This is a genomic window from Pseudomonas sp. NPDC089392 (assembly GCF_044749595.1).
In the GTDB taxonomy this organism is placed as follows: domain Bacteria; phylum Pseudomonadota; class Gammaproteobacteria; order Pseudomonadales; family Pseudomonadaceae; genus Aquipseudomonas.
Genome location: NZ_JBIVIF010000004.1, coordinates 139,972 through 161,864, shown reverse-complemented (window position 1 = coordinate 161,864; position 21,893 = coordinate 139,972). Strand labels below are relative to the sequence as shown.

At 64.5% G+C, this 21,893-nt stretch carries 17 protein-coding genes and 1 pseudogene; 11 read left to right on the top strand and 7 right to left on the bottom strand.

The annotated features are described in order from the left end of the window. Window positions 1–2: 2 nt before the first annotated feature. On the bottom strand, window positions 3–2,090 hold the full coding sequence (gene pta / locus ACIP1G_RS06010) for a phosphate acetyltransferase (RefSeq protein ID WP_400734680.1): 2,088 nt from the start codon (window positions 2,088–2,090) through the stop codon (window positions 3–5). A 31-nt stretch (window positions 2,091–2,121) separates the two neighbouring features. After that, entirely contained in the window at window positions 2,122–2,424 is a 303-nt protein-coding gene (locus ACIP1G_RS06005; RefSeq protein WP_400734678.1) for a DUF3565 domain-containing protein, read from the bottom strand. Between ACIP1G_RS06005 and ACIP1G_RS06000 the strand changes: the two genes are divergently transcribed. Next, window positions 2,423–2,908, top strand: a complete 486-nt coding sequence (locus ACIP1G_RS06000; RefSeq protein WP_400734677.1) for a peptidylprolyl isomerase — start codon at window positions 2,423–2,425, stop codon at window positions 2,906–2,908. The two genes, ACIP1G_RS06005 and ACIP1G_RS06000, sit on opposite strands and share 2 nt — an antisense overlap. A 146-nt stretch (window positions 2,909–3,054) precedes the next feature. Beyond that, window positions 3,055–3,537: a glutathione peroxidase gene (locus ACIP1G_RS05995; protein WP_400734675.1), complete on the top strand. Its 483-nt coding sequence runs from the start codon at window positions 3,055–3,057 to the stop codon at window positions 3,535–3,537. Window positions 3,538–3,717: 180 nt separating this feature from the next. Here ACIP1G_RS05995 and ACIP1G_RS05990 read toward each other — a convergent pair whose 3' ends face one another. Further along, window positions 3,718–4,929, bottom strand: coding sequence for a glycosyltransferase family 4 protein (locus ACIP1G_RS05990; RefSeq protein ID WP_400734673.1), 1,212 nt, complete (start codon window positions 4,927–4,929; stop codon window positions 3,718–3,720). Between the two features lie 267 nt (window positions 4,930–5,196). Here ACIP1G_RS05990 and ACIP1G_RS05985 point away from each other — a divergent pair. Then, window positions 5,197–5,835, top strand: a pseudogene (locus tag ACIP1G_RS05985) (PAS domain-containing protein); the annotation flags it as partial. A gap of 156 nt (window positions 5,836–5,991) precedes the next feature. After that, window positions 5,992–6,423 carry a methyl-accepting chemotaxis protein gene (locus ACIP1G_RS05980; RefSeq protein ID WP_371262304.1) on the top strand — a complete coding sequence of 144 codons (432 nt, stop codon included), beginning with the start codon at window positions 5,992–5,994 and terminating at the stop codon, window positions 6,421–6,423. A 169-nt stretch (window positions 6,424–6,592) separates the two neighbouring features. Here ACIP1G_RS05980 and cysZ read toward each other — a convergent pair whose 3' ends face one another. Beyond that, window positions 6,593–7,321, bottom strand: coding sequence for a sulfate transporter CysZ (cysZ, locus tag ACIP1G_RS05975; protein ID WP_400734671.1), 729 nt, complete (start codon window positions 7,319–7,321; stop codon window positions 6,593–6,595). A 322-nt stretch (window positions 7,322–7,643) separates the two neighbouring features. Here cysZ and trxB point away from each other — a divergent pair, with 322 nt between their 5' ends. Next, window positions 7,644–8,606: a thioredoxin-disulfide reductase gene (trxB, locus tag ACIP1G_RS05970; RefSeq protein ID WP_003247318.1), complete on the top strand. Its 963-nt coding sequence runs from the start codon at window positions 7,644–7,646 to the stop codon at window positions 8,604–8,606. A 160-nt stretch (window positions 8,607–8,766) separates the two neighbouring features. On the opposite strand, the gene nadC is transcribed toward trxB, so the two are convergent. Then, window positions 8,767–9,615, bottom strand: a complete 849-nt coding sequence (gene nadC / locus ACIP1G_RS05965) for a carboxylating nicotinate-nucleotide diphosphorylase (RefSeq protein ID WP_400734669.1) — start codon at window positions 9,613–9,615, stop codon at window positions 8,767–8,769. 241 nt (window positions 9,616–9,856) lie between these two features. On the opposite strand from nadC, the gene ACIP1G_RS05960 reads away from it, so the two are divergent. From ACIP1G_RS05960 to ampE, 3 genes are all read left to right on the top strand, one after another. After that, window positions 9,857–12,001 (top strand): DUF1631 domain-containing protein, encoded by a 2,145-nt coding sequence (locus ACIP1G_RS05960; protein WP_400734668.1) that lies wholly within the window; start codon window positions 9,857–9,859, stop codon window positions 11,999–12,001. Between the two features lie 620 nt (window positions 12,002–12,621). After that, window positions 12,622–13,194 carry a 1,6-anhydro-N-acetylmuramyl-L-alanine amidase AmpD gene (gene ampD, locus ACIP1G_RS05955; protein ID WP_400734666.1) on the top strand — a complete coding sequence of 191 codons (573 nt, stop codon included), beginning with the start codon at window positions 12,622–12,624 and terminating at the stop codon, window positions 13,192–13,194. Beyond that, a complete protein-coding gene (ampE, locus tag ACIP1G_RS05950; RefSeq protein WP_400734665.1) occupies window positions 13,191–14,021 on the top strand; it encodes a regulatory signaling modulator protein AmpE in 831 nt (276 codons plus the stop codon). The genes ampD and ampE overlap by 4 nt, the downstream gene beginning before the upstream one ends. A gap of 122 nt (window positions 14,022–14,143) precedes the next feature. Here ampE and ACIP1G_RS05945 read toward each other — a convergent pair whose 3' ends face one another. After that, window positions 14,144–14,920, bottom strand: coding sequence for a TatD family hydrolase (locus tag ACIP1G_RS05945; protein WP_400734663.1), 777 nt, complete (start codon window positions 14,918–14,920; stop codon window positions 14,144–14,146). 2 nt (window positions 14,921–14,922) lie between these two features. After that, entirely contained in the window at window positions 14,923–15,918 is a 996-nt protein-coding gene (cra, locus tag ACIP1G_RS05940; protein ID WP_400734662.1) for a catabolite repressor/activator, read from the bottom strand. A gap of 354 nt (window positions 15,919–16,272) precedes the next feature. Between cra and ptsP the strand changes: the two genes are divergently transcribed. Genes ptsP through ACIP1G_RS05925 form a run of 3 tightly spaced genes read left to right on the top strand, consistent with a single transcriptional unit; the run spans window position 16,273 to window position 21,809 of the window. Continuing rightward, the gene (gene ptsP, locus ACIP1G_RS05935; RefSeq protein ID WP_400734661.1) at window positions 16,273–19,125 is read left to right on the top strand and encodes a phosphoenolpyruvate--protein phosphotransferase; all 2,853 of its coding nucleotides are present in this window, start codon (window positions 16,273–16,275) and stop codon (window positions 19,123–19,125) included. Beyond that, a complete protein-coding gene (pfkB, locus tag ACIP1G_RS05930) occupies window positions 19,126–20,073 on the top strand; it encodes a 1-phosphofructokinase (protein WP_400734659.1) in 948 nt (315 codons plus the stop codon). Then, the gene (locus ACIP1G_RS05925; RefSeq protein ID WP_400734657.1) at window positions 20,070–21,809 is read left to right on the top strand and encodes a PTS fructose-like transporter subunit IIB; all 1,740 of its coding nucleotides are present in this window, start codon (window positions 20,070–20,072) and stop codon (window positions 21,807–21,809) included. The genes pfkB and ACIP1G_RS05925 overlap by 4 nt, the downstream gene beginning before the upstream one ends. The last annotated feature ends 84 nt before the right edge of the window (window positions 21,810–21,893 follow it).

Below are 21,893 nucleotides of genomic sequence, written 5' to 3'. Positions count from 1 at the left end.
TTTTAGCGCACCACGCTGGCCTGAATCGCCGTCAGGGCAATGGTATGGACGATATCGTCAACCTGAGCCCCGCGCGGCAAGTCGTTCACCGGCTTGCGCAAGCCTTGCAACATCGGCCCCAGGCTGACCCCGTCGGCGCTACGCTGCACAGCCTTGTGCGTGGTATTGCCGGTATTCAGGTCGGGGAATACGAATACCGTGGCACGCCCGGCCACCGGGCTACCCGGCGCCAGTTCCCGTGCTATGGCCGGGTTGGCCGCCGCGTCATACTGTAGCGGCCCGTCAATCAGCAGCTCCTGCGCCGCGCCCTGCGCCAGGCGAGTCGCTTCGCGTACTTTCTCGACTTCTTCATCGCTGGCCGAATCGCTTGAGTAACTGATCATCGCCACCCGTGGCGCGATACCGAAAGCCTGCGCCGACTCGGCACTCTGCTGGGCAATCTCGGCCAATTCGGCAGCGCTTGGGTGCGGGTTCATTACGCAGTCGCCGTACACCAGCACCTGCTCGGGGAACAGCATGAAGAACACCGACGACACCAGGCTGGAGCCCGGTGCGGTCTTGATCAGCTGCAGGGCAGGGCGGATGGTGTTGGCGGTGGAATGCACCAGGCCCGAGACCAGGCCGTCCACTTCGTCCAGCGCCAGCATCATGGTCCCGATCACCACCGGGTCTTCCAGCTGCTGCTCGGCCATCGGCGCGTTGAGGTTCTTGCTCTTGCGCAGCTCGACCATAGGTTCCACGTAACGCCCGCGAATCAGTTCGGGGTCGAGGATCTCCAGGCCCGGCGGCAAGGTGATGCCCTGGGCACGCGCCACAGCGTCGACATCCTCGGGCTTGGCCAGCAGCACGCAGCGGGCAATGCCGCGGGCCTGGCAGATGGCCGCGGCCTGCACCAGCAGCGGCTCGGCGCCCTCTGGCAGGACAATACGCTTGTTGGCCTGCTGCGCCCGCTGGATCAGCTGGTAGCGGAACACCGCCGGCGACAGGCGCAGCTCACGCGGGGTACCACAACGCTGGTGCAACCAGGCCGCGTCAAGCTGGCTGGCGACGAAGTCGGTAATGAATTCGGCACGCTCGCGGTCATCCACCGGTATTTCGCGGTTCAGCGAGTTGAGCTGGTTGGCGGTGTCATACGAGCCGGTACTGACCGACAGGATCGGCAGGCCGGCCTGCAGGGCACCGCGGCACAGGCCGAGGATGCGTGCGTCGGGCTTGCTGTCGCTGGTCAGCAGCAGGCCAGCCAGCGGCACGCCATTGATCGCCGCCAGGCTGACGGCAAGGATGATGTCGTCGCGGTCGCCCGGGGTCACCACCAAGGTACCCGAGGTCAGCAGCGGTACGGTGTTGGCCACGGTGCGCGCGCAGATGATGATCTTGCTCATGCGCCGCTGCTCGTAATCGCCGGCATTGAGCACCTGGGCACCGAGCAGTTCGGCCACGTCGCGGGTGCGCGGGGCGTTCAGTTCGGGCTGGTAGGGGATGCAGCCGAGCAGGCGGAAGTCGTTGCCGCGCAGCAGCGGCGAGTGCTCGCGCAGGCGAGTGGCAAAGTCCACCATGCTTTCGTCGGTGCGCACCTTGTTGAGGATTACCCCGAGCACTTTCGGGTCACGCGGGCCGCCGAACAGCTGGGCCTGCAGTTCGACCCGGCCCGACAGCTCGCTGAGCACTTCGTTTTCTGGTGCCGACACCAGGATCACCTCGGCATCCAGGCTCTTGGCCAGGTGCAGGTTGACCCGCGCTGCATAGCTGGCGTGGCGTGTAGGCACCATGCCCTCGACCACCACCACGTCATTGCCGACGCAGGCTTGCTGGTAGAGGCGGATGATTTCTTCGAGCAACTCGTCTAGCTGACCGTCGCCGAGCATGCGCTCGACATGGGCCAGGCTCAGCGGCACGGGGGGGCGGATGCCGTGGGTGCGGGCGACCAGTTCGGTGGAGCGCTCGGGGCCGGTGTCTCCGGGGTGTGGCTGGGCGATCGGCTTGAAAAAGCCGACCTTCAGGCCAGCGCGCTCCAGGGTGCGCACCAGGCCCAGGCTGATGGAGGTCAGGCCGACACCAAAGTCGGTCGGCGCAATGAAAAATGTCTGCATGCGTGCTTCTCGAAATAAGCGGTGCAAGAAATTAACGGCCAAGGGTAGCGCTATCGGCCCCTTGTGCGCACCAGCCGCAAGCGAAAGGCTGGCCAATGCGTTGTTCGCGCTGCACCGGGTCGAGCACCCAGGGGCGTGCCTGCCACGGTGGCTGGTGGCGCAGGTGCTGGGTGTGGCCACAGGACAGTTCGGCCACCCAGTGGCCTTCCTGGTCCTGGTGGAAGCCGGTGATCCGACTGATGGGCCGTTGCTCGTCTGCGGTGCGTTCGCAATCGGGCGATGGCTTGGTTACACTTGTACGCTCTACATACTTTTGCAAAAGGTCTTGCCCCATGCTGATCGCCGCCAACAAGGCTGTCTCCATCGACTATACCCTGACCAACGACGCCGGGGAGACCATCGACAGCTCCGCCGGTGGTGCGCCGCTGGTTTACCTGCACGGTGCCGGCAACATCATCCCAGGCCTGGAAAAAGCCCTGGAAGGCAAGCAGGCCGGTGACGAGCTGAATGTTTCCATCGAGCCAGAAGACGCCTACGGCGAATACCTGGCCGAGCTGGTCAGCACCCTGAACCGCAGCCTGTTCGAAGGCGTCGACGAGCTGGAAGTGGGCATGCAGTTCCACGCTTCGGCACCGGACGGCCAGATGCAGATCGTCACCATCCGCGACATCGACGGCGACGACGTCACCGTTGACGGCAACCACCCACTGGCCGGTCAGCGCCTGACCTTCCAGGTCAAGGTTGTCGACGTGCGTGACGCCAGCGACGAAGAAATCGCTCACCGTCACATCCACGGTGAAGGTGGCCATCACCACTGATTTTTCTGCGCTAAGCTCAGAAAGTCGCCAGGCGCTCGGGCAAGCCGATTTGCCTTCCTACGGGAGGTGGACGGTTTGGACGAGCGCCTTTTTAGTGGGCGAAATTCGCCTGCGCGGCAACCGGGAACCTGAGAGGGGATTTCAACATGAGTGCATTTCACGACTTGAAGTTGGACGCGCTGAACGGCGGGGAGCTGCCCCTCGCACCGTTCAAGGGCCAAGTGGTGCTGGTGGTCAACGTGGCCTCCAAATGTGGCCTCACGCCGCAATACAAGGCCCTGGAGAACCTCTACCAGGTATACAAGGGCAAGGGCTTCAACGTGCTTGGCCTGCCGTGCAACCAGTTTGCCGGCCAAGAGCCGGGCAGCGAAAAGGAAATCCGGGACTTCTGCAGCCTCAACTACGGGGTGAGCTTCCCGCTGGGCGGCAAGCTGGAAGTCAACGGGCCGCAGCGCCACTCGCTGTACCGGCTGCTGGCGGGCGAGGGCGCGGAGTTCCCAGGTGACATCAGCTGGAACTTCGAGAAGTTTCTGGTTGGCAAGGACGGGCGAGTACTGGCGCGCTTCTCGCCGCGGACGGCGCCGGATGATCCGGCAGTGGTGCAGGCTATCGAGAAAGCGTTGGCCTGAACAGCCGATTGGTTGCAAGCGTACAGTGCACCCTGTGGGAGCGGGTTTACCCGCGAAGAATCCTCCGCGGTTGATGGCACCGGCTGCGCCGGTGTTCGCGGGTGAACCCGCTCCCACAGGGATCGCGCTGGTTTTTGGATTTTGAGTAAGCCTGTCTATTCCGCTGGGTCTCGATCAGCCTCAAGGTGCTGTTGAACCTGGCTTGATCGCTAATGCGGCGGCTTTTGCTTTTTCAGGTACAGGGCCGATTTGCCGGCAGGCACTGTACAGATACCCCTCAAACTGCTCGACAATCGCCGCCCAGCCCTGACGGCTGGCATGCTGGCGAGCATTCAAGCGCACCCGGCGTAACGTCTCTTCCTCTTCCAGCAACCAGCAGGCAGCATCAATAAACGCCGCCTGATCCCCCGGCATGGCCAACGCGCCGCTATGGCCATGGCGAATATGCTGCGCCGCGGCCGCTTCGTCGTAGGCGACTACCGCCAACCCGGAGGCCATGGCTTCAAGCACCACATTGCCAAAGGTTTCAGTCAGGCTCGGGAACAGGAACAAGTCGCCGCTGGCATAGTGCTCTGCCAGCACCTCGCCCCGCTGGGCGCCGCAGAACACGGCATCCGGCATCTGCTGTTTGAGGGCAGCGCGCTGCGGGCCGTCCCCCACCAGAATCAGGCGCAGGCGTTTCTGTGGGTAATGCTTCTGCAATGCCTCAAGGCTTGGGCGCAGCAAACCAAGGTTCTTTTCCACCGCCAGCCGCCCAACATGCAGCACGGCGATATCGTCCGGGCCCAGCCCCCAGCTTTCACGCAACGCCTGGCTGCGTCGGGCTGGGTTGAACAGGCAGGCATCGACGCCCCGGGCCAGCAGTTCCAGGCGTTCGAAACCACGGCGTTCAAGCTCCAGGCGCTGGCTGAGGCTGGGCACCAGGGTGAAGGCTGTACGCCGATGGAACCAGCGCAAGTAGTGGGTGAGCAGGCGCGCCAGCAGGCCCAGGCCGTACTGGCCGGAATACTGCGGGAAGTTGGTGTGGAAGCCACTGACCACCGCCACCCCCAAGCGCCGGGCAGCGCGCAGCGCGCTGAGCCCCAGCGGCCCTTCGGTGGCGATGTACAGCACATCCGGGCGCTGCCGGCGCCAGCGCCGCAACAGCTTGTGCATCGACACCTCGCCCCACTGTAAGCCAGGGTAACCGGGCAGGGCCCAGCCACGGCACAGCATCAGGTTTGGGTCGTTGTGCGCCGGCCCTTCACCGGCCTGGCGTGGGCGTACCACTTCGACCTCATGGCCGCGTTGGCGCAGCCCTTCGCTGAGGCGGCCAAGGGTGTTGGCCACGCCGTTGATTTCGGGTGGGTAGGTTTCACTGACCAGGGTAATGCGCAGGGCGGGTGTATTCATGACAAAAAGTTTCCGCCTGCCGGGTTGCGCCCATGTGACTGCCATGTGACGTACAGATGACGCCTGACCGCCGTTGATTTCAGCGTTGAGGATATTTCCTGCAACGGCACTCAAGAAGGTGTCACTGGCAGCCGATGAAGATGCATTCGACTACCTGATGCGCTCCGGGAGAGCGGTGATGTTCAACAACAAGCTCAAGCAAGAAATCCGGCAGCTGCGCGAAGACCTGATGTCCATCGAGCAGGTCAAGGTAGCCTCGACAGCGAGATGCTGGTGCTGCAACTCGACCCCCAGGGACGGATCGAGATGGTAAACGGCAACTTCGAGAGCGAAATGCTCTACCGTGCCGACCAATTGCTTGGACGCAACATCGAGGACATCGTCCCCGCCCATGTAAAGTCGCTGGACTTCTACCAGCGCATGAAAAGCGCGATCAGACGTGGTGAACACCTGAACGGCGCATTCCGCCTGTTGCGTGGCAATGGCCAGGAGGCCTGGCTGCGTTCGATCCTGCAGCCGGTGAAGAACAGCGAAGGGCGCATCAAGTACTTCACGCTGCACTCTAGCGACCTCACGCGCACCATCGAGGCCTCCCGTGAGCACGAAAGCCTGATAAAGGCGCTGATGCGCTCTACTGCAGTGATCGAATTCGCCCTCGACGGCACCATCCTCACTGCCAATGAACGCTTCCTGGCCACCGTCGGCTACCGCCTGGAGCAGATTCGCGGCAAGCATCACCGTATGTTCTGCGAGCCGGAGGAGGCCCACTCGGCCGGCTACCAGGCGTTTTGGGACAAGCTGCGCCGTGGCGAATACGTTGCCGATCGCTTCAAGCGCATCGATGCCCATGGCCGGGTAATCTGGCTGGAAGCCTCGTACAACCCGATCTTCGATGCCCACGACGTGCTGTACAAGGTGGTCAAGTTCGCCACCGTGATCACCGACCAGGTCAACCAGGAGCAGGCAGTGGCCGAGGCGGCGGACGTTGCCTACAACACCTCGCTGGGTACCGATGCCAGTGCCCGCAAGGCCACCGATGTGGTTACCCAGACCGTCAGTGTGATGCGCGGCCTGGAGGCCTCGATGCAGGAGGCGGCCGAGGGGATCCAGGCGCTGGACACCCAGTCACGGGTGATCGGTTCGATCATCAAGACCATCAGCGACATTGCCGGGCAAACCAACCTTCTGGCCCTTAACGCAGCTATTGAAGCAGCCCGCGCGGGTGAGCAGGGGCGGGGCTTTGCCGTGGTGGCCGACGAAGTGCGCCAGCTGGCCTCGCGTACCAGCACCGCCACCGAAGAAATCGCCCGGGTGGTGCAGCAGAACGAGCAACTGGCCCAGGCGGCGGTGGCGATCATCGACACCAGCAAGCGCCAGGCTGAACAGGGGCTGGCGCTGGCGGATGAGACCGGCAGTGTGATTGTCGAGATCCAGGACGGGGCGAAGCGGGTGGTGGATGTGGTGGGGCAGTTTTCCAGCCGGTTGGGGCAGTAAAGCGCCGAAGCGACCTGCTGTAGTGACAGGGCCGCAACGCGGCCCCTGTGGGAGCGGGTTTACCCGCGAAGAATGCGACGCGGTGTATGGCACCGGCTTTGCCGGTGTTCGCGGCGGTTCGACGCCTCGATGAACCCGCTCCCACATGGGCTATGTCGCATTCGAAATATCAGTTGCGCTCGCGCACCCAGAACAAGGTAGCCCCCGCCACCGCCGCCGGCATCATCAGCACGTTCACTACCGGAATCATCAACGCCAGGTAGGTAATCCCGCCAAACCCCAGCGACTGCCAGCGTTTCTGCCGCAGCCAGGCCAGCATGTCCTGCCAGCTCATCTTGTTGTTGTCCGCCGGGTAGTCGATGTACTGGATTGCCATCATCCACACCCCGAAAATCAGCCACAGCGGCGCCGCTACCACGTTGACCACCGGGATCAGCGACAGGATGAACAGGCCGATGGCCCGCGGCAGGAAGTAGCCCAGCTTGCGCATTTCGCGGCTGAAGGTGCGCGGTACCATGGCCACCAGCTCCCCCCAGCTGAACGCCGGGAAGTTGTCTTCGCCACGCACCACAACCTCCACCTTCTCGGCCAGGAAACCGTTGAACGGCGCGGCAATGACGTTGGCCACCAGGGTGAAAGTGAAGAACACCATCAGCAGCACCAGGGCGACGAACAGCGGCCAGAGGATGTAGGTGAGGAAGCTCAGCCAGCTCGGCAAGGTCGGCATCAGGGCATCCACCCATAGGCTGAACTGATGGCCGGCAAAATAGATCAGGCCGCCGAACAGCAGCAGGTTGACCGCCAGCGGCAGCAGCACGAACAACCGCAGGTTGGGGCTCAGCACCAGTTTCAGGCCTTCGCGCAGGTACTGGGGGCCAGAGAGGACAGGGGCTTGCATCGAGACACTCCGCAGAGAAGGAAAACGCGCTGACCTTACCGAGTTTGCCGCGCCGACGAAAGGCGGGCAGTCAGCGGGAAACGGCCTGTAACAAAAGCGCCAAGGCTGTGGCTAGCGATGAAATCACTGCATAGAGGATGCCTATGAGGTGGATTGTCGAAGGATATTTCCTTAATCTTTGCGACCTCGCTACAGTGCGCTCAACTTTCCGCTTTCTGGGCCTGCGCGTTGTAGCCTTCCCCAAGTGCTGCGTGGGTCCTTTTTAATTTTCCAGCTGGCGCAGCCGGTACACCGATACCGGCCCGCTCGACAGGAGTTCGACATGTCTGAAGTACGTCATTCGCGCGTCATCATTCTCGGTTCCGGCCCTGCCGGCTATAGCGCCGCAGTGTATGCCGCCCGTGCAAACCTCAAGCCGCTGCTGATCACTGGCATGCAGGCCGGTGGCCAGCTGACCACCACCACCGAAGTCGACAACTGGCCGGGCGACCCCCACGGCCTGACCGGCCCAGCCCTGATGCAGCGCATGCAGGAGCACGCCGAGCGTTTCGAAACCGAAATCGTCTTCGACCACATCAACGCCGTCGACCTGGCCAACAAGCCGTTCACCCTGCAGGGTGACAGTGGCAAGTACACCTGCGATGCGCTGATCATCGCCACCGGCGCCAGCGCCCGCTACCTGGGCCTGCCGTCGGAAGAAACCTTCATGGGCAAGGGTGTGTCGGCCTGCGCCACCTGCGACGGTTTCTTCTACCGCAACAAGCCAGTCGCCGTGGTCGGCGGCGGCAACACTGCCGTGGAAGAGGCGCTGTACCTGGCCAACATCGCCAGCAAGGTGACCCTGGTGCACCGTCGTGAAACCTTCCGTGCCGAGAAGATCCTGGTCGACAAGCTGAACGCCCGTGTGGCCGAAGGCAAGATCGAGCTCAAGCTCAACGCCACCCTGGACGAAGTGCTGGGTGACAACATGGGCGTGACCGGTGCGCGCCTGAAGAACAACGACGGCAGCAGCGACGAAATCAAGGTCGACGGCGTGTTCATCGCCATTGGCCACACCCCGAACACCTCGCTGTTCGAAGGCCAGCTGACCCTGAAGGACGGCTACCTGGTGGTCAACGGCGGCCGTGAAGGCAATGCCACCGCTACCAACGTCGAGGGCGTGTTCGCCGCCGGTGACGTGGCTGACCACGTTTACCGTCAGGCCATTACCTCGGCCGGTGCCGGCTGCATGGCCGCACTGGACGTTGAGCGTTACCTGGACGGGCTGGCCAACGCTTCGTTCTGATCCGAGGTCGTAGGGGGCCGCTTTGCGGCCCTTCGCGGGTGAACCCGCTCCTACAGGAATACGTGAACCATTGTAGGAGCGGGTTCACCCGCGAAGGGGCGCAAAGCGCCCCCAACAAAAAACCGGCTCAATGGCCGGTTTTTTGTTGTCCGCAATCAGCTCACAGGCTCAGCCGCATCGACAGGTCCACCGCCTTCACATCCTTGGTCATCGCACCAATCGAGATGTAATCCACCCCGGTCTCGGCAATCACCCGCAAGGTTGTTTCGTTAACCCCGCCACTGGCTTCCAGCTTGGCCTTGCCGGCAGTAATGCGCACGGCTTCGCGCATTTCATCCAGGTTGAGCTCGTCAAGCATGATGATGTCGGCACCCGCCGCCAGCGCCTGACGCAGTTCGTCCAGGCTTTCTACCTCGATCTCCACCGGTTTGCCCGGTGCAATACGGTGTGCCGCCGCCACCGCCTCGGCCACGCCGCCGCTGGCAGCGATGTGGTTTTCCTTGATCAGGAAAGCGTCGTACAGGCCGATGCGGTGGTTGTCGCAACCGCCACAGGTAACCGCGTACTTCTGCGCCAGGCGCAGGCCCGGCAGGGTTTTGCGGGTGTCCAGCAGGCGCACCTGGGTACCTGCGACCAAATCGGCCAAAAAGCGCGCACGGGTGGCGACACCCGACAGCATCTGCAGGAAGTTCAGCGCACTGCGCTCACCGCTCAACAGCGAACGCGCCGGGCCTTCCAGGTGGAACAGCGGCTGGTTGGCCGTGGCACGTTCACCGTCAGCCACCTGCCAGTGCACCGCCACGCGCGGGTCAAGTTGGCGGAACACGGCATCGACCCAGGCGGTGCCGGCGATCACACAGTCTTCGCGGGTAATGATGGTCGCCTTGGCCAGGCGCTCGGCCGGGATCAACTGCGCGGTGATATCGCCACTGCCGATGTCCTCCAACAGTGCACGGCGCACATTGGCTTCGATTTCAGCGGTCAGATCGGCAAGGCGTAGGTTCGGCATGGTCGGCTCCACAAGCTAGATGCCCGCGATTATAGGGCAGGGGGCCGGCGTGTACAGCCGCCTTGGCGATGACCTTTGGTCGGCCGGGGCGAGCAACTGGAGCGAATGAGTGTCACTAACCAGCCCGTGAAACGGCACTGGCAGCTGTGGGGATTTTTACCGATAATAGCGTCCAGTATTTGGCGTCATAGCTTTGACGATGCTGTGCCCTTCGGGCAAGACACCCTGCAAGGAGTCCAGGATGCAAAATGAAGGCAAGGTGGTGCCCTTGGCGGCAGCCATCGATCTAGGGGCGCGCACGCCTCTGCCTTGCCTTCCGGTGGTGCTCCTGCAAGTGCGCGACAAGGCGGCGCTGCAGTTGCGCCAGGGCCTGCAGGCGCTCTTCGACAACGCCGACGACACCCTGTTCGAAATGGCCGACAAGGCCAATGAGCGCTGCAACCAGAACCTGTACTTCGAGGCCATGCGCGACTTGCGCCTCAAACGCAAAAGCATTGAACGCGGCTTTCTCGACAGCTTTTACAAAACCTTCGCCCGGATTGGCCAAGTCGACCCGCTGGCGTGCCTGGGCGATTCAGGCCTGCGCAACAAAGCGCAACTGGAGCGAGCCGCAGCCATTGAAGGGATGGTTGCACGGGTGCTGTCGCGCAACGGCTTTGCCCTGCAGCAGCTGGGCTTGCGTTTTCAGGCGCTGCTTGACCGCCCCGTGCATGAACAGCACAACCCGCTGGGGCCTGCCGCGTTATCGGGTTACTTCCTCGATGCGGGCCGTAACCTGGGGGTTGGCCTGCGGGTCAAGTTGATCCTGCTCAAACTGTTCGAGCGCTATGTGCTGCGCGATGCTGACGTGATCTATGGCGAAGCCAACCAGCTGTTGGCTGCAGCCGGCGTGCTGCCCGAGCTGCAACCTGCACCGCGCCGGCGCGCCGAAGACCGGCGCATGAGCGTAGGAAGGGGGCCGGCCAGCCTGGGGCAAGCGGTAGGCGCGGACGCGGCAGGGCAGGCCTTGTTTACTTCGTTGCAAGCGCTGCTGGCCCCGGCGCGCGGGCAGTTCGCACCCCGTTTGCAGGCTGCGGCCAGCGCCCAGCCGATCAGTACCGCCGACTTGCTGCGCCTGCTTTCGCATTTGCAGCACTACGTACCCGCTACCCATGAGGCCGATGATTTCGAGCTCGGCCAACAGCTTGAACAACTGCTATTGCGCGTCAGTGTGCGCAGCGGCACACGTCGATGCATTGCCGTGGCCGACGAAGACATGGTCAACCTGGTGGGGCTGCTGTTCGCGTATATCCAGCGCGATGACAACCTGCCGGCCAGCCTGCGCGCGCTGATCGCGCGTTTGCACATACCGCTGCTCAAGGTGGCACTGCTCGACAAGGGGTTGTTCAGCCGAGCCAGCCACCCGGCCCGGCGCTTGCTCAACGAGATCGCCGGCGCGGCCATCGGCTGGGAGTATGGCGGCGAAGGCCTGCGCGACAGCCTGCACCTACGGGTGGAGCGCATCGTCCAGCGCTTGCTCAGCGATTTTGCAGAAGATGCCAGCCTGTTTGCCGAACTGCTTGATGACTTCCTTGCCTTCAACCAGGACGAGCGACGGCGTAACGAGTTGCTGGAGCAACGGACCCGCGATGCCGAAGAAGGCCGAGCGCGGGCCCTGCAGGCCAGGCAGCAGGTGCAACAAGTACTCAACCAGCGTTTGCGCGGTCGGGTGTTGCCGCAGGCGGTGGTACAGATGCTGGTACAGGCCTGGAGCCAGGTGTTGCTGCTGGCCTGGCTCAAGCAGGGCGAGGCGTCCCAGGCTTGGCGGGATGCGTTGGCTACCCTGGACACGCTGCTGGCCAGCATCACCCCGCCGCATGACCCTCAAGCACTGCTGCAGCAGGTACCAGGCCTGCTCAAGTCGCTGCGCGATGGCCTGGCTAGCGTAGCCCTGGACTCGCAGGCGACCCGCGAATTCTTCCAGCAGCTGGAACAGTTGCACCTGCGCGCATGCACAGGCACGGCGTTGCTGCCTGGTGACGATGATCAGTCATTGGCCGAAGTGCTGGTGGCCGAGGATATCGTGCTGGCAATAGCCGAAGAGCCGGCTTGTGCGCCACTGCATCTTGCCGACGGCCAGGCTTCGGCGTTACGGCAGGTGCAGCGCATGCGTATCGGCAGCTGGGTCGAAGTGTTCGACGAAGACGAGCCGCTGCGCTGCAAGCTGGTGGCACGCATCGACGGCAGCGACAGGCTGGTATTCGCCAACCGCAATGGCATGAAAGTACGTGAGTGGAATGGCGCCAGCCTGGCTCAGGCACTGCACCGGGGCGAAGTGCGGGCGCTGGATGACGGGCTGTTGTTCGAGCGGGCGCTGGAGGCGGTGCTTGAGCGCTTGCGCACGTAGCCGCAACTGCCTTGCGCAGAATCTGCAAACTGGCGCGATTCCTGTGGGAGCGGGCTCGACCTGATGCCAGTCAGTTAAGCAGTAAGGGCTGGCAGGTGCTTGCCTTGAGATGTTGGGTGCCTGTGAGATCGAGCGCCGCCCGCGCGGCGCTTCGCGGGGCAAGTCGGATCGCCGCACCGCCGCTCCCACTGTCTGTTTCGGGCCAGTCCATTCTGTTAAGTCACCTCTGTCCGCCTTGTTTGTTCCCTTCGATAATGAAGGGGGCGCCGTTGCTCTTCATCAATCTCCAGCCATGCACCCAGGGTGCGCGCGCCATAGGCACAGGAGTAACTGGCCCGAAACAGATGTAGGAGCGGCCTTGTGCCGCGAAGCGCCGCGCGGGCGGCGCTCGATCTCACAGGCGCTGCTAAAGGTACGGAGAACACCTTGCCTTTTCTTTAGTGACCGGCATTAGGGCAAGCCCGCGAACACCGGCACAGCCGGTGCCATCCACCGCAGCGCCTGTTTCGCGGGCACGCCCGCTCCCACAGTGGTCGCCCGCACTACTATCATTCACATGCAAATGCTGTTGCCCGCAGGGCATACTGTCGCTCTGTTCATGGCGTTTCAGGATCTGCCCCATGCAATTGGACCGTGCCACTGGCTGGTTCTACGGAATCGGAATCACCCACTGCCCCTCGCCGAACTTCAATGCCCGCCCCGAAGGCGAATCAATTTCCCTGCTGGTGATCCATAACATCAGCCTGCCGCCGGCCTGCTTCGGTACCGGCAAAGTGCAGCAGTTCTTCCAGAACCGCCTGGATCCCGACGAACACCCGTACTTTGCCAGCATCAACCACCTGACCGTGTCGGCGCACCTGTTCGTCGAGCGTGATGGCGCGGTGACCCAGTTCGTGTCGTTGCATGACCGCGCCTGGCATGCCGGGGTGTCGAGCTTCGACGGGCGCGAAGGCTGCAACGATTTCTCTGTTGGCATCGAGCTGGAAGGCACCGACGACCTACCCTATACCGATGCCCAGTACGCCGTGCTGGAGCAACTCACCCGGCACATTTGCGGTGCCTGGCCAGCCATCGACCTGGGTCGAATCCAGGGCCACAGTGACATAGCCCCGCAACGCAAGACCGACCCCGGCCCGGCCTTCGACTGGCCGCGCTACCGCCAAGCGTTGCAGCACGACGAGGACAAGGCATGAGTTTTCTGGTGTTGTTGCTGGCGCTGTGGGTCGAGAAGTTCTCGGCCCTGCGCCATCAGGTGCAGCGCGACGGGTTCTTCCTTGGCGAACTGGTGCGCCTTGAGCGCAGCGGCAAGGTGCACCCGTGGTGGACGCTGGCCATCCTGGTGTTGGCACCGGTAGCGCTGCTGGTGCTGCTGTTGCATGTGCTGGACCCTGTGGCTTATGGCCTGCTGGCCTTGCCGGTGCACCTGGTGGTGCTGATCTATAGCTTGGGCCGTGGCGATGCCAAGGCGTCGCTGGGCCCGTTTCGCGATGCCTGGCGGCGGGGCGATGACCAGGCGGCGCTGCATGTGGCCGAGCGTGACCTGGGCCTGGCGGCGGACGATCCGCACAGCCTGCTGGTGCGCGTGCAGGGCAACTTGCTGTGGCAGGTATACCAGGGCTTTTTTGCGGTGATCTTCTGGTACTTCGTGCTGGGCCCAGGGGCGGCGCTGGCCTATCGTCTGCTGGCGTTGTGCGGTGAGCACAGCAAGCAACCGGCGCTGCAGGCACGTGCCGAGCAGCTGCGGCATGTCCTGGACTGGTTGCCGGTGCGTTTGTTGGCCTTGAGCTTTGCGCTGGTAGGCAACTTCCTCGCAGTCACCCGGGTGATGCTGCACGAGGTGCTCAACTGGCACATCAGCGCCGCGCACCTGGTGGCACGGGTAGGGCGGATTGCCGATGACATTCCCGAGGAAGAGGACAGCCAGCGCGGGTTGGGGCGGCTGGACAGCCTGTGGGAGCTGCTGCTGCGTTGTGCTGTGTTGTGGTATGCCGGGTTTGCCTTGTGGACCGTGCTGGTCTGAAGCAGTTCATTGGTTTCTTCGCGGGTAAACCCGCTCCCACAGATACGGCGCAGCCCTCAGAAATGGCGCGGTCCCTGTGGGAGCGGGTTTACCCGCGAAGAGGCCGGCACAGGCGATAAACCCTACCAGCCAAACAACTCACAAGCATTGTGGGTACTGGCCTGCGCCAGTTCGCCAACCTCCACGCCCATCACCTGCGCCAGCGCCCCGGCAATCTCCGGCAGGTGCTCCGGGCTGTTCCTGACCCCCGGGTACATCGCTGGCGCCATGTCTGGCGCATCGGTCTCCAGCACCACACTGTCCAGCGGCAGCCGCGCCAAGGTCTTGCGCAGCCGCAGCGCCTGCGGCCAGGTAGCCGCACCGCCAAGCCCGAGCCTGAAGCCCAGCTTGATGTATTCGCGGGCCTCTTCATAACTGCCGGCAAACGCATGTATCACCCCCGCCCGCGCCGGCTTGTAGCGCTTGAGCGTGGCGATCACCTGGGCATGGCTGCGGCGCACGTGCAGCAGTGCCGGAAGTTCGAAGTCGCATGCCATCTGCAGTTGTGCTTCGAACAGGTCCTGCTGGCGCGCCTTGTCCAGGTCTTCGAGGTAGTAGTCCAGGCCAAACTCACCCACAGCGCACAGCCGCGGGTCGTCGTGCAGGCGCTCCAGCCACTCGCGCAACTGCACCAGGTGTTCCGGGCGATGCTGGTCGAGGTACACCGGGTGCAGGCCAAGCGCGGCGAACAGGCACTGCTCGGCACAGGCCAGGTCCCATACCCGCTGGAAATTGGCCTGGAACACCCCCAGCACCACCATCCGCTCCACCCCGCGGGCCGCCGCGTTGGCCAGCAGGCGCTGGCGGTCGGCGTCGAAGTCGGGGAAGTCCAGGTGGGTGTGGGTGTCGATAAGGCGCATGTTCAGGCCGCTGTGATGCGTTGCTTGAACGTTCGACCGACAGCATGCACGCCAGGTTCGTAGCGTTTTTCTTCGATCGCGGCCAGCGCCAGTTCCAGCGCGGTGGCGGCAATCAGGCCGTGCTGCTGGGCCATGGCGTTGACCGGCAACGGCAGGAAGTCAAGCAACTGGTTGTCGCCGAAGGTGCCCAGTTGCAGCTGGCGTGAGTCGGCAGGGCGCGCCTGCAGGGTGTCGAATACCCCTTGCAGCAGCACATACGAGGTGGTCACCAGGGCATCTGGCAAGCCGCCAAGGTCGTCGATCAGCTGCTGCATCAGGCGCTGGCCGCACTCACGGCTGAACGCTTCGCCCTGGTAGCGGCGAACTTCGCCGGCATAGCCTTGCAGGGCTTCTTCAAAGCCGCCGGCACGCGCCTGGCTGACCGACAGCTCGGGACGCGCGCCGATCAGGGCGATGCTGCGCGGGGCGGCGCTCAACAAGCTGGCGGCCAGTTGGCGGCTGGCGTCGCGGTCGTCGCTGATCACCGAGCAGAAGTGCGCAGGGTCCAGGCGGCGGTCGATGGCGATCACCGGCAGGCCTTTGTCCTGCAGTTCGCGGTAACTGTCATCTTCCGGCGGCAGGCAACTGGCGACGAACAGCGCATCGCAGCGGCGGGCGCGGAACAGTTGCTGCAATTGGCGTTCGCTGTCGGGCTGGTCGTCACTGCTGGCGATCAACAACTGGTAGCCGCGGGCGCGGGCGCCTTGCTCCAGCTGCTTGGCGATGCGGGCGTAGCTGGGGTTCTCCAGATCCGGGAGAATGAAGCCCAGGGTACGGGTGTGCCGGCTGCGCAGGCCAGCGGCCTGCGGGTTGGGTGTGAAGCCATGGGCCTCGACCACCGCGCGCACCCGTTCGACAGTGCTGCTGCTGATGCGCTGCTGTTCAGCCTTGCCATTGATGACGTAGCTGGCAGTGGTCACGGACACACCGGCCAGACGGGCGATATCGCTGAGTTTCACCGAATTTTCCTTGTTATTACCGGGGCTGGCTGTGAAGCCTGACCGGGTAGTTTGACCCGGCGCTGGCGCCACGCGCAGACGACCATTGTCGCAATTGTCCGACAGGATGGGGCTTTTTCATCGGCAGATTATCGAGTAACGTGGCCGTCTGGTCAGATTAAACGTTTCAGCTGCCGAATTTTCTGCCTCGGCGGAATAGCTGCAAGTTGCTAGTTGCAAGCTACAAGAAGAAGCGGCCTGTGTGCGGCCGGCTTTTTTCTTACAGCTTGTAGCTTGTAGCTTGGAACTGGCCCTTCCTGTGAATTTCACAACAATACTCCAGTACCCGACCGGGAACTGCAAAAGGAGAAGGTCATGCTCGAGCTCGCCAAGGAGCAGATAGCCATGGGCCAGAAGGCCGTCGACAAGGCCGAGGCATTGCGCCTGTTGGCCGACCGGCTGGTCGCTGACGGCCTGGTCGCCGACGGTTACCTGCAAGGGCTGCAGGCCCGCGAGGCGCAAGGCTCCACCTTCCTTGGGCAAGGCATCGCCATCCCCCACGGCACGCCGCAGACCCGCGACCTGGTCTACGCCACTGGCGTGCGCCTGCTGCAGTTTCCCAAAGGGGTGGACTGGGGCGACGGGCAAAGGGTCTACCTGGCCATTGGCATTGCCGCCCGCTCCGACGAACATTTGCGCCTGCTGCAACTGCTGACCCGCGCCTTGGGCGAGACTGACCTTGCCGAAGCGCTGCGCCGGGCCAGTTCCGCCGAAGCGCTGCTGAAACTGTTGCAAGGCGCGCCGCAGGCGCTGGCACTGGACGCGCAGCTGGTCGGCCTGAACCTGCCGGCCGAAGACTTCGACGAGCTGGCCTGGCGCGGTGCCCGGCTGTTGCAGCGCGCCGATTGCGTCGACAGCGGGTTTGCCGCCGTGCTGCAGCAGGCCGAGCCGCTGCCGCTGGGCGAAGGCCTGTGGTGGTTGCACAGCGAGCGCCAGGTGCGTCAGCCGGGCCTGGCCTTCATCACCCCGCAGCAGCCGCTGCGCTACCGCGACCAGCCGCTCAACGGCCTGTTCTGCCTGGCCAGCCTCGGTGCCGCTCACCAGGCTTTGCTCGAACGCCTGTGCGAGGTGCTTATCGAAGGCCGTGGGCAAATGCTCTACCAGGCCACCAGCAGCCGTGCGGTGCTGGAAGTGCTGGGCGGCGAGGCGCCAGCGGACTGGCCCAGCGCACGCATCGTGCTGGCCAACCCGCATGGTCTGCATGCCCGCCCGGCCAAGGTGCTGGCGCAGTTGGCCAAAGGTTTTGAAGGGGAAATCCGAGTGCGCCTGGTCGACAGCGCGCAGCCGGCGGTGTCGGTAAAGAGCCTGAGCAAGCTGCTCAGCCTCGGCGCTCGCCGTGGCCAGACATTGGAGTTGGTGGCCGAGCCAGGTATCGCCGCCGATGCCTTGCCGGTGCTGCTGGCGGCCATCGAACAAGGCCTGGGCGAAGACGTGGAGCCGCTGGCGCAGAGCACTGCGCCCATCGCCAGCGAAGCGGCCGAAGTGCTGCAAGCCCCCGCAGCCGGAAGCCGCATTCAAGGTGTCGGGGCCGCCCCTGGCATTGCCAGCGGCCCGGCGCATGTGTGTGTCGAGCGTGAGTTCGACTACCCCCTGCGCGGCGAGTCGTACGCGCAGGAGCGGCAGAAGCTGCGCGAAGCCCTGGCAACCGTGAACGGCGAGTTGCAGGTGTTGGTCCAGCGCAGCGACAAGGCGATTGGCGAAATCTTCGTCACCCACCAGGAAATGCTCGCCGACCCGGCCTTGACCGACGATGTCGAGCAACGCCTGGGCCAAGGCGAAAGTGCTGCGGCCGCGTGGATGGCAGTGATCGAGGCCGCAGCCCGCCAGCAGGAGTCATTGCACGACGCCTTGCTCGCCGAACGCGCCGCCGACCTGCGCGATATTGGCCGCCGCGTGCTGGCGCAGTTGTGCGGTGTGCAGGCCCACGTGGAGCCAGCGCAACCCTACGTACTGGTCATGACCGAAGTCGGCCCGTCCGATGTCGCGCGCCTGGACCCAAACCGGGTCGCCGGTATCATCACCGCCCAGGGCGGCGCCACGGCCCACAGTGCCATCGTCGCCCGTGCCCTGGGCATCCCGGCGGTGGTCGGCGCGGGTGCGTCGATACTGTTGCTGGACAGTGGCACGCCGTTGCTGCTCGATGGCCAGCGCGGAGTGGTCAGCGTGGCGCCGGCAGCGGATGAACTGCAACGTGCCCTGGCCGAACGCGACCTGCGCGAGCAACGTTTGCAGGCCGCCTGGGCCAACCGCTTCGAGCCTGCTATCACCCGCGATGGCCATACCGTCGAGGTGTTCGCCAACATTGGCGAGAGCAGCGGTATCGCCAAGGTGGTGGAGCAGGGCGCCGAAGGCGTGGGCCTGCTGCGCACCGAGCTGATTTTCATGGCCCACCCCCAGGCCCCGGACGTGGCCACCCAGGAAGCCGAGTACCGCCGCGTGCTCGATGGCCTCGACGGGCGCCCGCTGGTGGTCCGCACCCTGGATGTCGGCGGCGACAAGCCGCTGCCGTACTGGCCGATCGCTGCCGAGGAAAACCCCTTCCTTGGCGTGCGCGGCATACGCCTGACCCTGCAGCGCCCGCAGGTGATGGAAGACCAACTACGGGCCTTGCTGCGGGCGGCCGACCAGCGCCCGCTGCGCATCATGTTCCCGATGGTTGGCCAAGTGCACGAATGGCGCGAGGCGCGCGCCATGGTCGAGCGCCTGCGGGCAGAGATCCCGGTAGCCGACCTGCAACTGGGCATCATGGTCGAAGTGCCCTCGGCGGCCCTGCTGGCGGCGCAACTGGCGCGCGAAGTGGACTTTTTCAGCATCGGCACCAACGACCTGACCCAGTACACCCTGGCCATCGACCGTGGCCACCCCAGCCTTTCGGCCCAGGCCGATGGCCTGCACCCCGCGGTGCTCAGCCTGATCGACATGACCGTGCGCGCCGCCCATGCCCATGGCAAATGGGTAGGCGTGTGCGGCGAGTTGGCTGCTGATCCGCAGGCAGTCGCCGTACTGCTCGGGCTGGACGTGGACGAACTCAGTGTCGCCGCGCGCAGCATTGCCGAAGTCAAGGCCCTGGTCCGCCAGGCCGATCACCAGACCGCCCGCGCCCTGGCGCGCGAGGCCCTGCAACAGGACAGCGCCGCGGCGGTTCGCGCGCTGGTGGAGCGTTACTGAATGGCCAAGATCCTCACCCTCACCCTGAACCCGGCGCTGGATATCACCATCGGCCTGGATACCCTGCGCCCGGGGCAGGTCAACCGCAGCCATGCGCAGCACAGCCACGCGGCGGGCAAAGGGCTGAACGTTGCTCAGGTACTGGCCGACCTGGGGCACAGCGTTACCGTGGGCGGTTTTCTTGGGCAGGAAAACCTGCAGCCGTTCGAGGCGCTGATCGCTTGGCGCGGCTTTGCCGATTGCTTTGTCCGTGTGCCGGGCGAAACTCGCAGCAACATCAAGCTGGTCGAGGCCGATGGCCGCGTCACCGACATCAACGGCCAAGGCCCGGAAGTCGACGAGGCGGCACGCAGTGCCTTGCTGCGTAGGTTGCAGCAGGTTGCCCCGGGCCACGATGCGGTGGTGGTGGCTGGCAGCCTGCCGCGCGGGGTCAGTGCCGACTGGTTCCGCCAGTTGCTCGAACAACTGAAGGCCCAAGGCCTCAAGGTGGCCCTGGACAGCAGCGGCGAAGCCCTGCGTGCCGGCCTGCAAAGCGCGCCCTGGCTGGTCAAGCCCAATACCGAAGAGCTGGGGGAGGTGCTCGGCCTGGCTGTGGATAACCCTGCACAACAGCGTGCCGCCGCCGAGCGCCTGTTGGCCTGTGGCGTCGAGCACGTGGTGGTGTCTGCCGGTGAACAGGGCGTTAGCTGGTTCGCCCGCGACCTGGCCGTACACGCCAGCCCGCCCAAGGTGCGGGTTGCCAGCACAGTTGGGGCGGGGGATTCGCTGGTGGCCGGCATGGTTCATGGCCTGCTGCAGGGCGAAGCGCCTGCGCAAACCTTGACCCGCGCCACCGCCATCGCCGCCCAGGCCGTCACCCAGGTTGGCTTTGGCATTCGTGACCGCGAGCAACTGGCGCGCCTGGAAGCCGCCGTGCAACTGACAGAACAACAAGAGGGTTGCCGATGAACATTGCCATTGTCACCGCCTGCCCCAACGGTCAGGTGTCGAGTGTGCTGAGTGCGCGCTTGCTGTCCGCCGCTGCCCAGCGACGGGGTTGGAGTACCAGCGTCGAGGTGCAGGATGCCGCGCACCCCGAGCGACAACTGAGCGCCGCGCAGATCGCCGAGGCCGACTGGGTGCTGGTGGTCAGCACCGGCCCGGTGGACCTGGCCCGTTTCGTCGGCAAGCGCGTGTACCAGAGCACGCCGTCGCAGGCCCTGGCCGATCGCGAGGGTTTTCTGGATGAAGCGGCGGCCAACGCCCAGCTGCTGGCGGATGTGCCGGGCAGCCCGGTGGTTGCCGCCAGCAGCGGCGCACGCATCGTTGCAGTCACTGCCTGCCCGACCGGTGTTGCGCATACCTTCATGGCGGCGGAAGCCTTGCAGCAGGCCGCGCAACAACTGGGTTACCAACTCACCGTCGAGACCCAGGGCTCGGTGGGTGCGCGCAATCCCTTGTCTGCCGACGCCATCGCTGCAGCGGATGTGGTACTGCTGGCCGCTGACATCGAAGTGCCCACAGCGCGATTCGCCGGCAAACGCATCTACCGTTGCGGAACCGGCATCGCCCTCAAGCAGGCCCGCGCCACCCTGGACAAGGCCTTGGCCGAAGCCAAGGTGGAAAGCAGCGGCGATACTGCCGCTGCGGCAACGCCAGCCAAGGGCGAGAAGACCGGGGTGTACAAGCACCTGCTTACCGGCGTGTCGTTCATGCTGCCGATGGTGGTGGCCGGCGGCCTGCTGATTGCCCTGTCGTTCGTGTTCGGTATCGAGGCCTACAAAGAACCGGGCACTTTGCCTGCGGCGCTGATGCAGATTGGTGGCGAGGCTGCATTCAAGCTGATGGTACCGCTGCTGGCGGGCTATATCGCATGGTCCATCGCCGACCGCCCGGGGCTGGCCCCCGGCATGATCGGCGGCCTGCTGGCCAGCACCCTGGGTGCGGGCTTCATCGGTGGCATCGTCGCAGGCTTTCTCGCCGGTTACAGCGCCAAGGCCATTGCCCGTTGGGCGCGCTTGCCCAGCAGCCTGGAGGCGCTCAAGCCGATCCTGATCATTCCGCTGCTGGCCAGCCTGTTCACCGGCCTGGTGATGATCTACGTGGTCGGCCAGCCGGTGGCGGCGATGCTTGAAGGCCTTACCCACTTCCTCGACAGCATGGGCACCACCAATGCCATTCTGCTGGGGCTGTTGCTCGGTGGCATGATGTGCGTCGACCTTGGCGGGCCGATCAACAAGGCTGCCTACGCCTTCTCGGTGGGGTTGCTGGCCTCGTCGAGCTACGCGCCGATGGCGGCGACCATGGCTGCCGGCATGGTGCCGCCGATCGGCCTGGGCATCGCCACTTTCATGGCCCGGCGCAAGTTCGCCCAGAGCGAACGCGAGGCGGGCAAGGCGGCCTTGGCACTGGGTTTGTGCTTCATCTCCGAAGGGGCGATCCCGTTTGCCGCCAAGGACCCGCTGCGGGTGATCCCCGCCAGTGTTGCTGGTGGTGCATTGACCGGTGCGCTGTCGATGTACTTCGGCTGCAAGCTGATGGCGCCGCATGGTGGGTTGTTTGTGCTGCTGATCCCTAATGCGATCAACCACGCGCTGCTGTATTTGCTGGCGATTGTGGCGGGTAGTTTGCTGACGGCGGTGGTGTATGCGGTGATCAAGAAGAGCGAGCGGGTGGAGTTGGCGGTGGCGCCGGTGAAAGGCTAGCGATTTCAGCTGGCTTCACTGGCCTCTTCGCGGCGGTTCGGCGCCCCGATGAACCCGCTCCTACAGGGATCTCTGCAAGCTTGC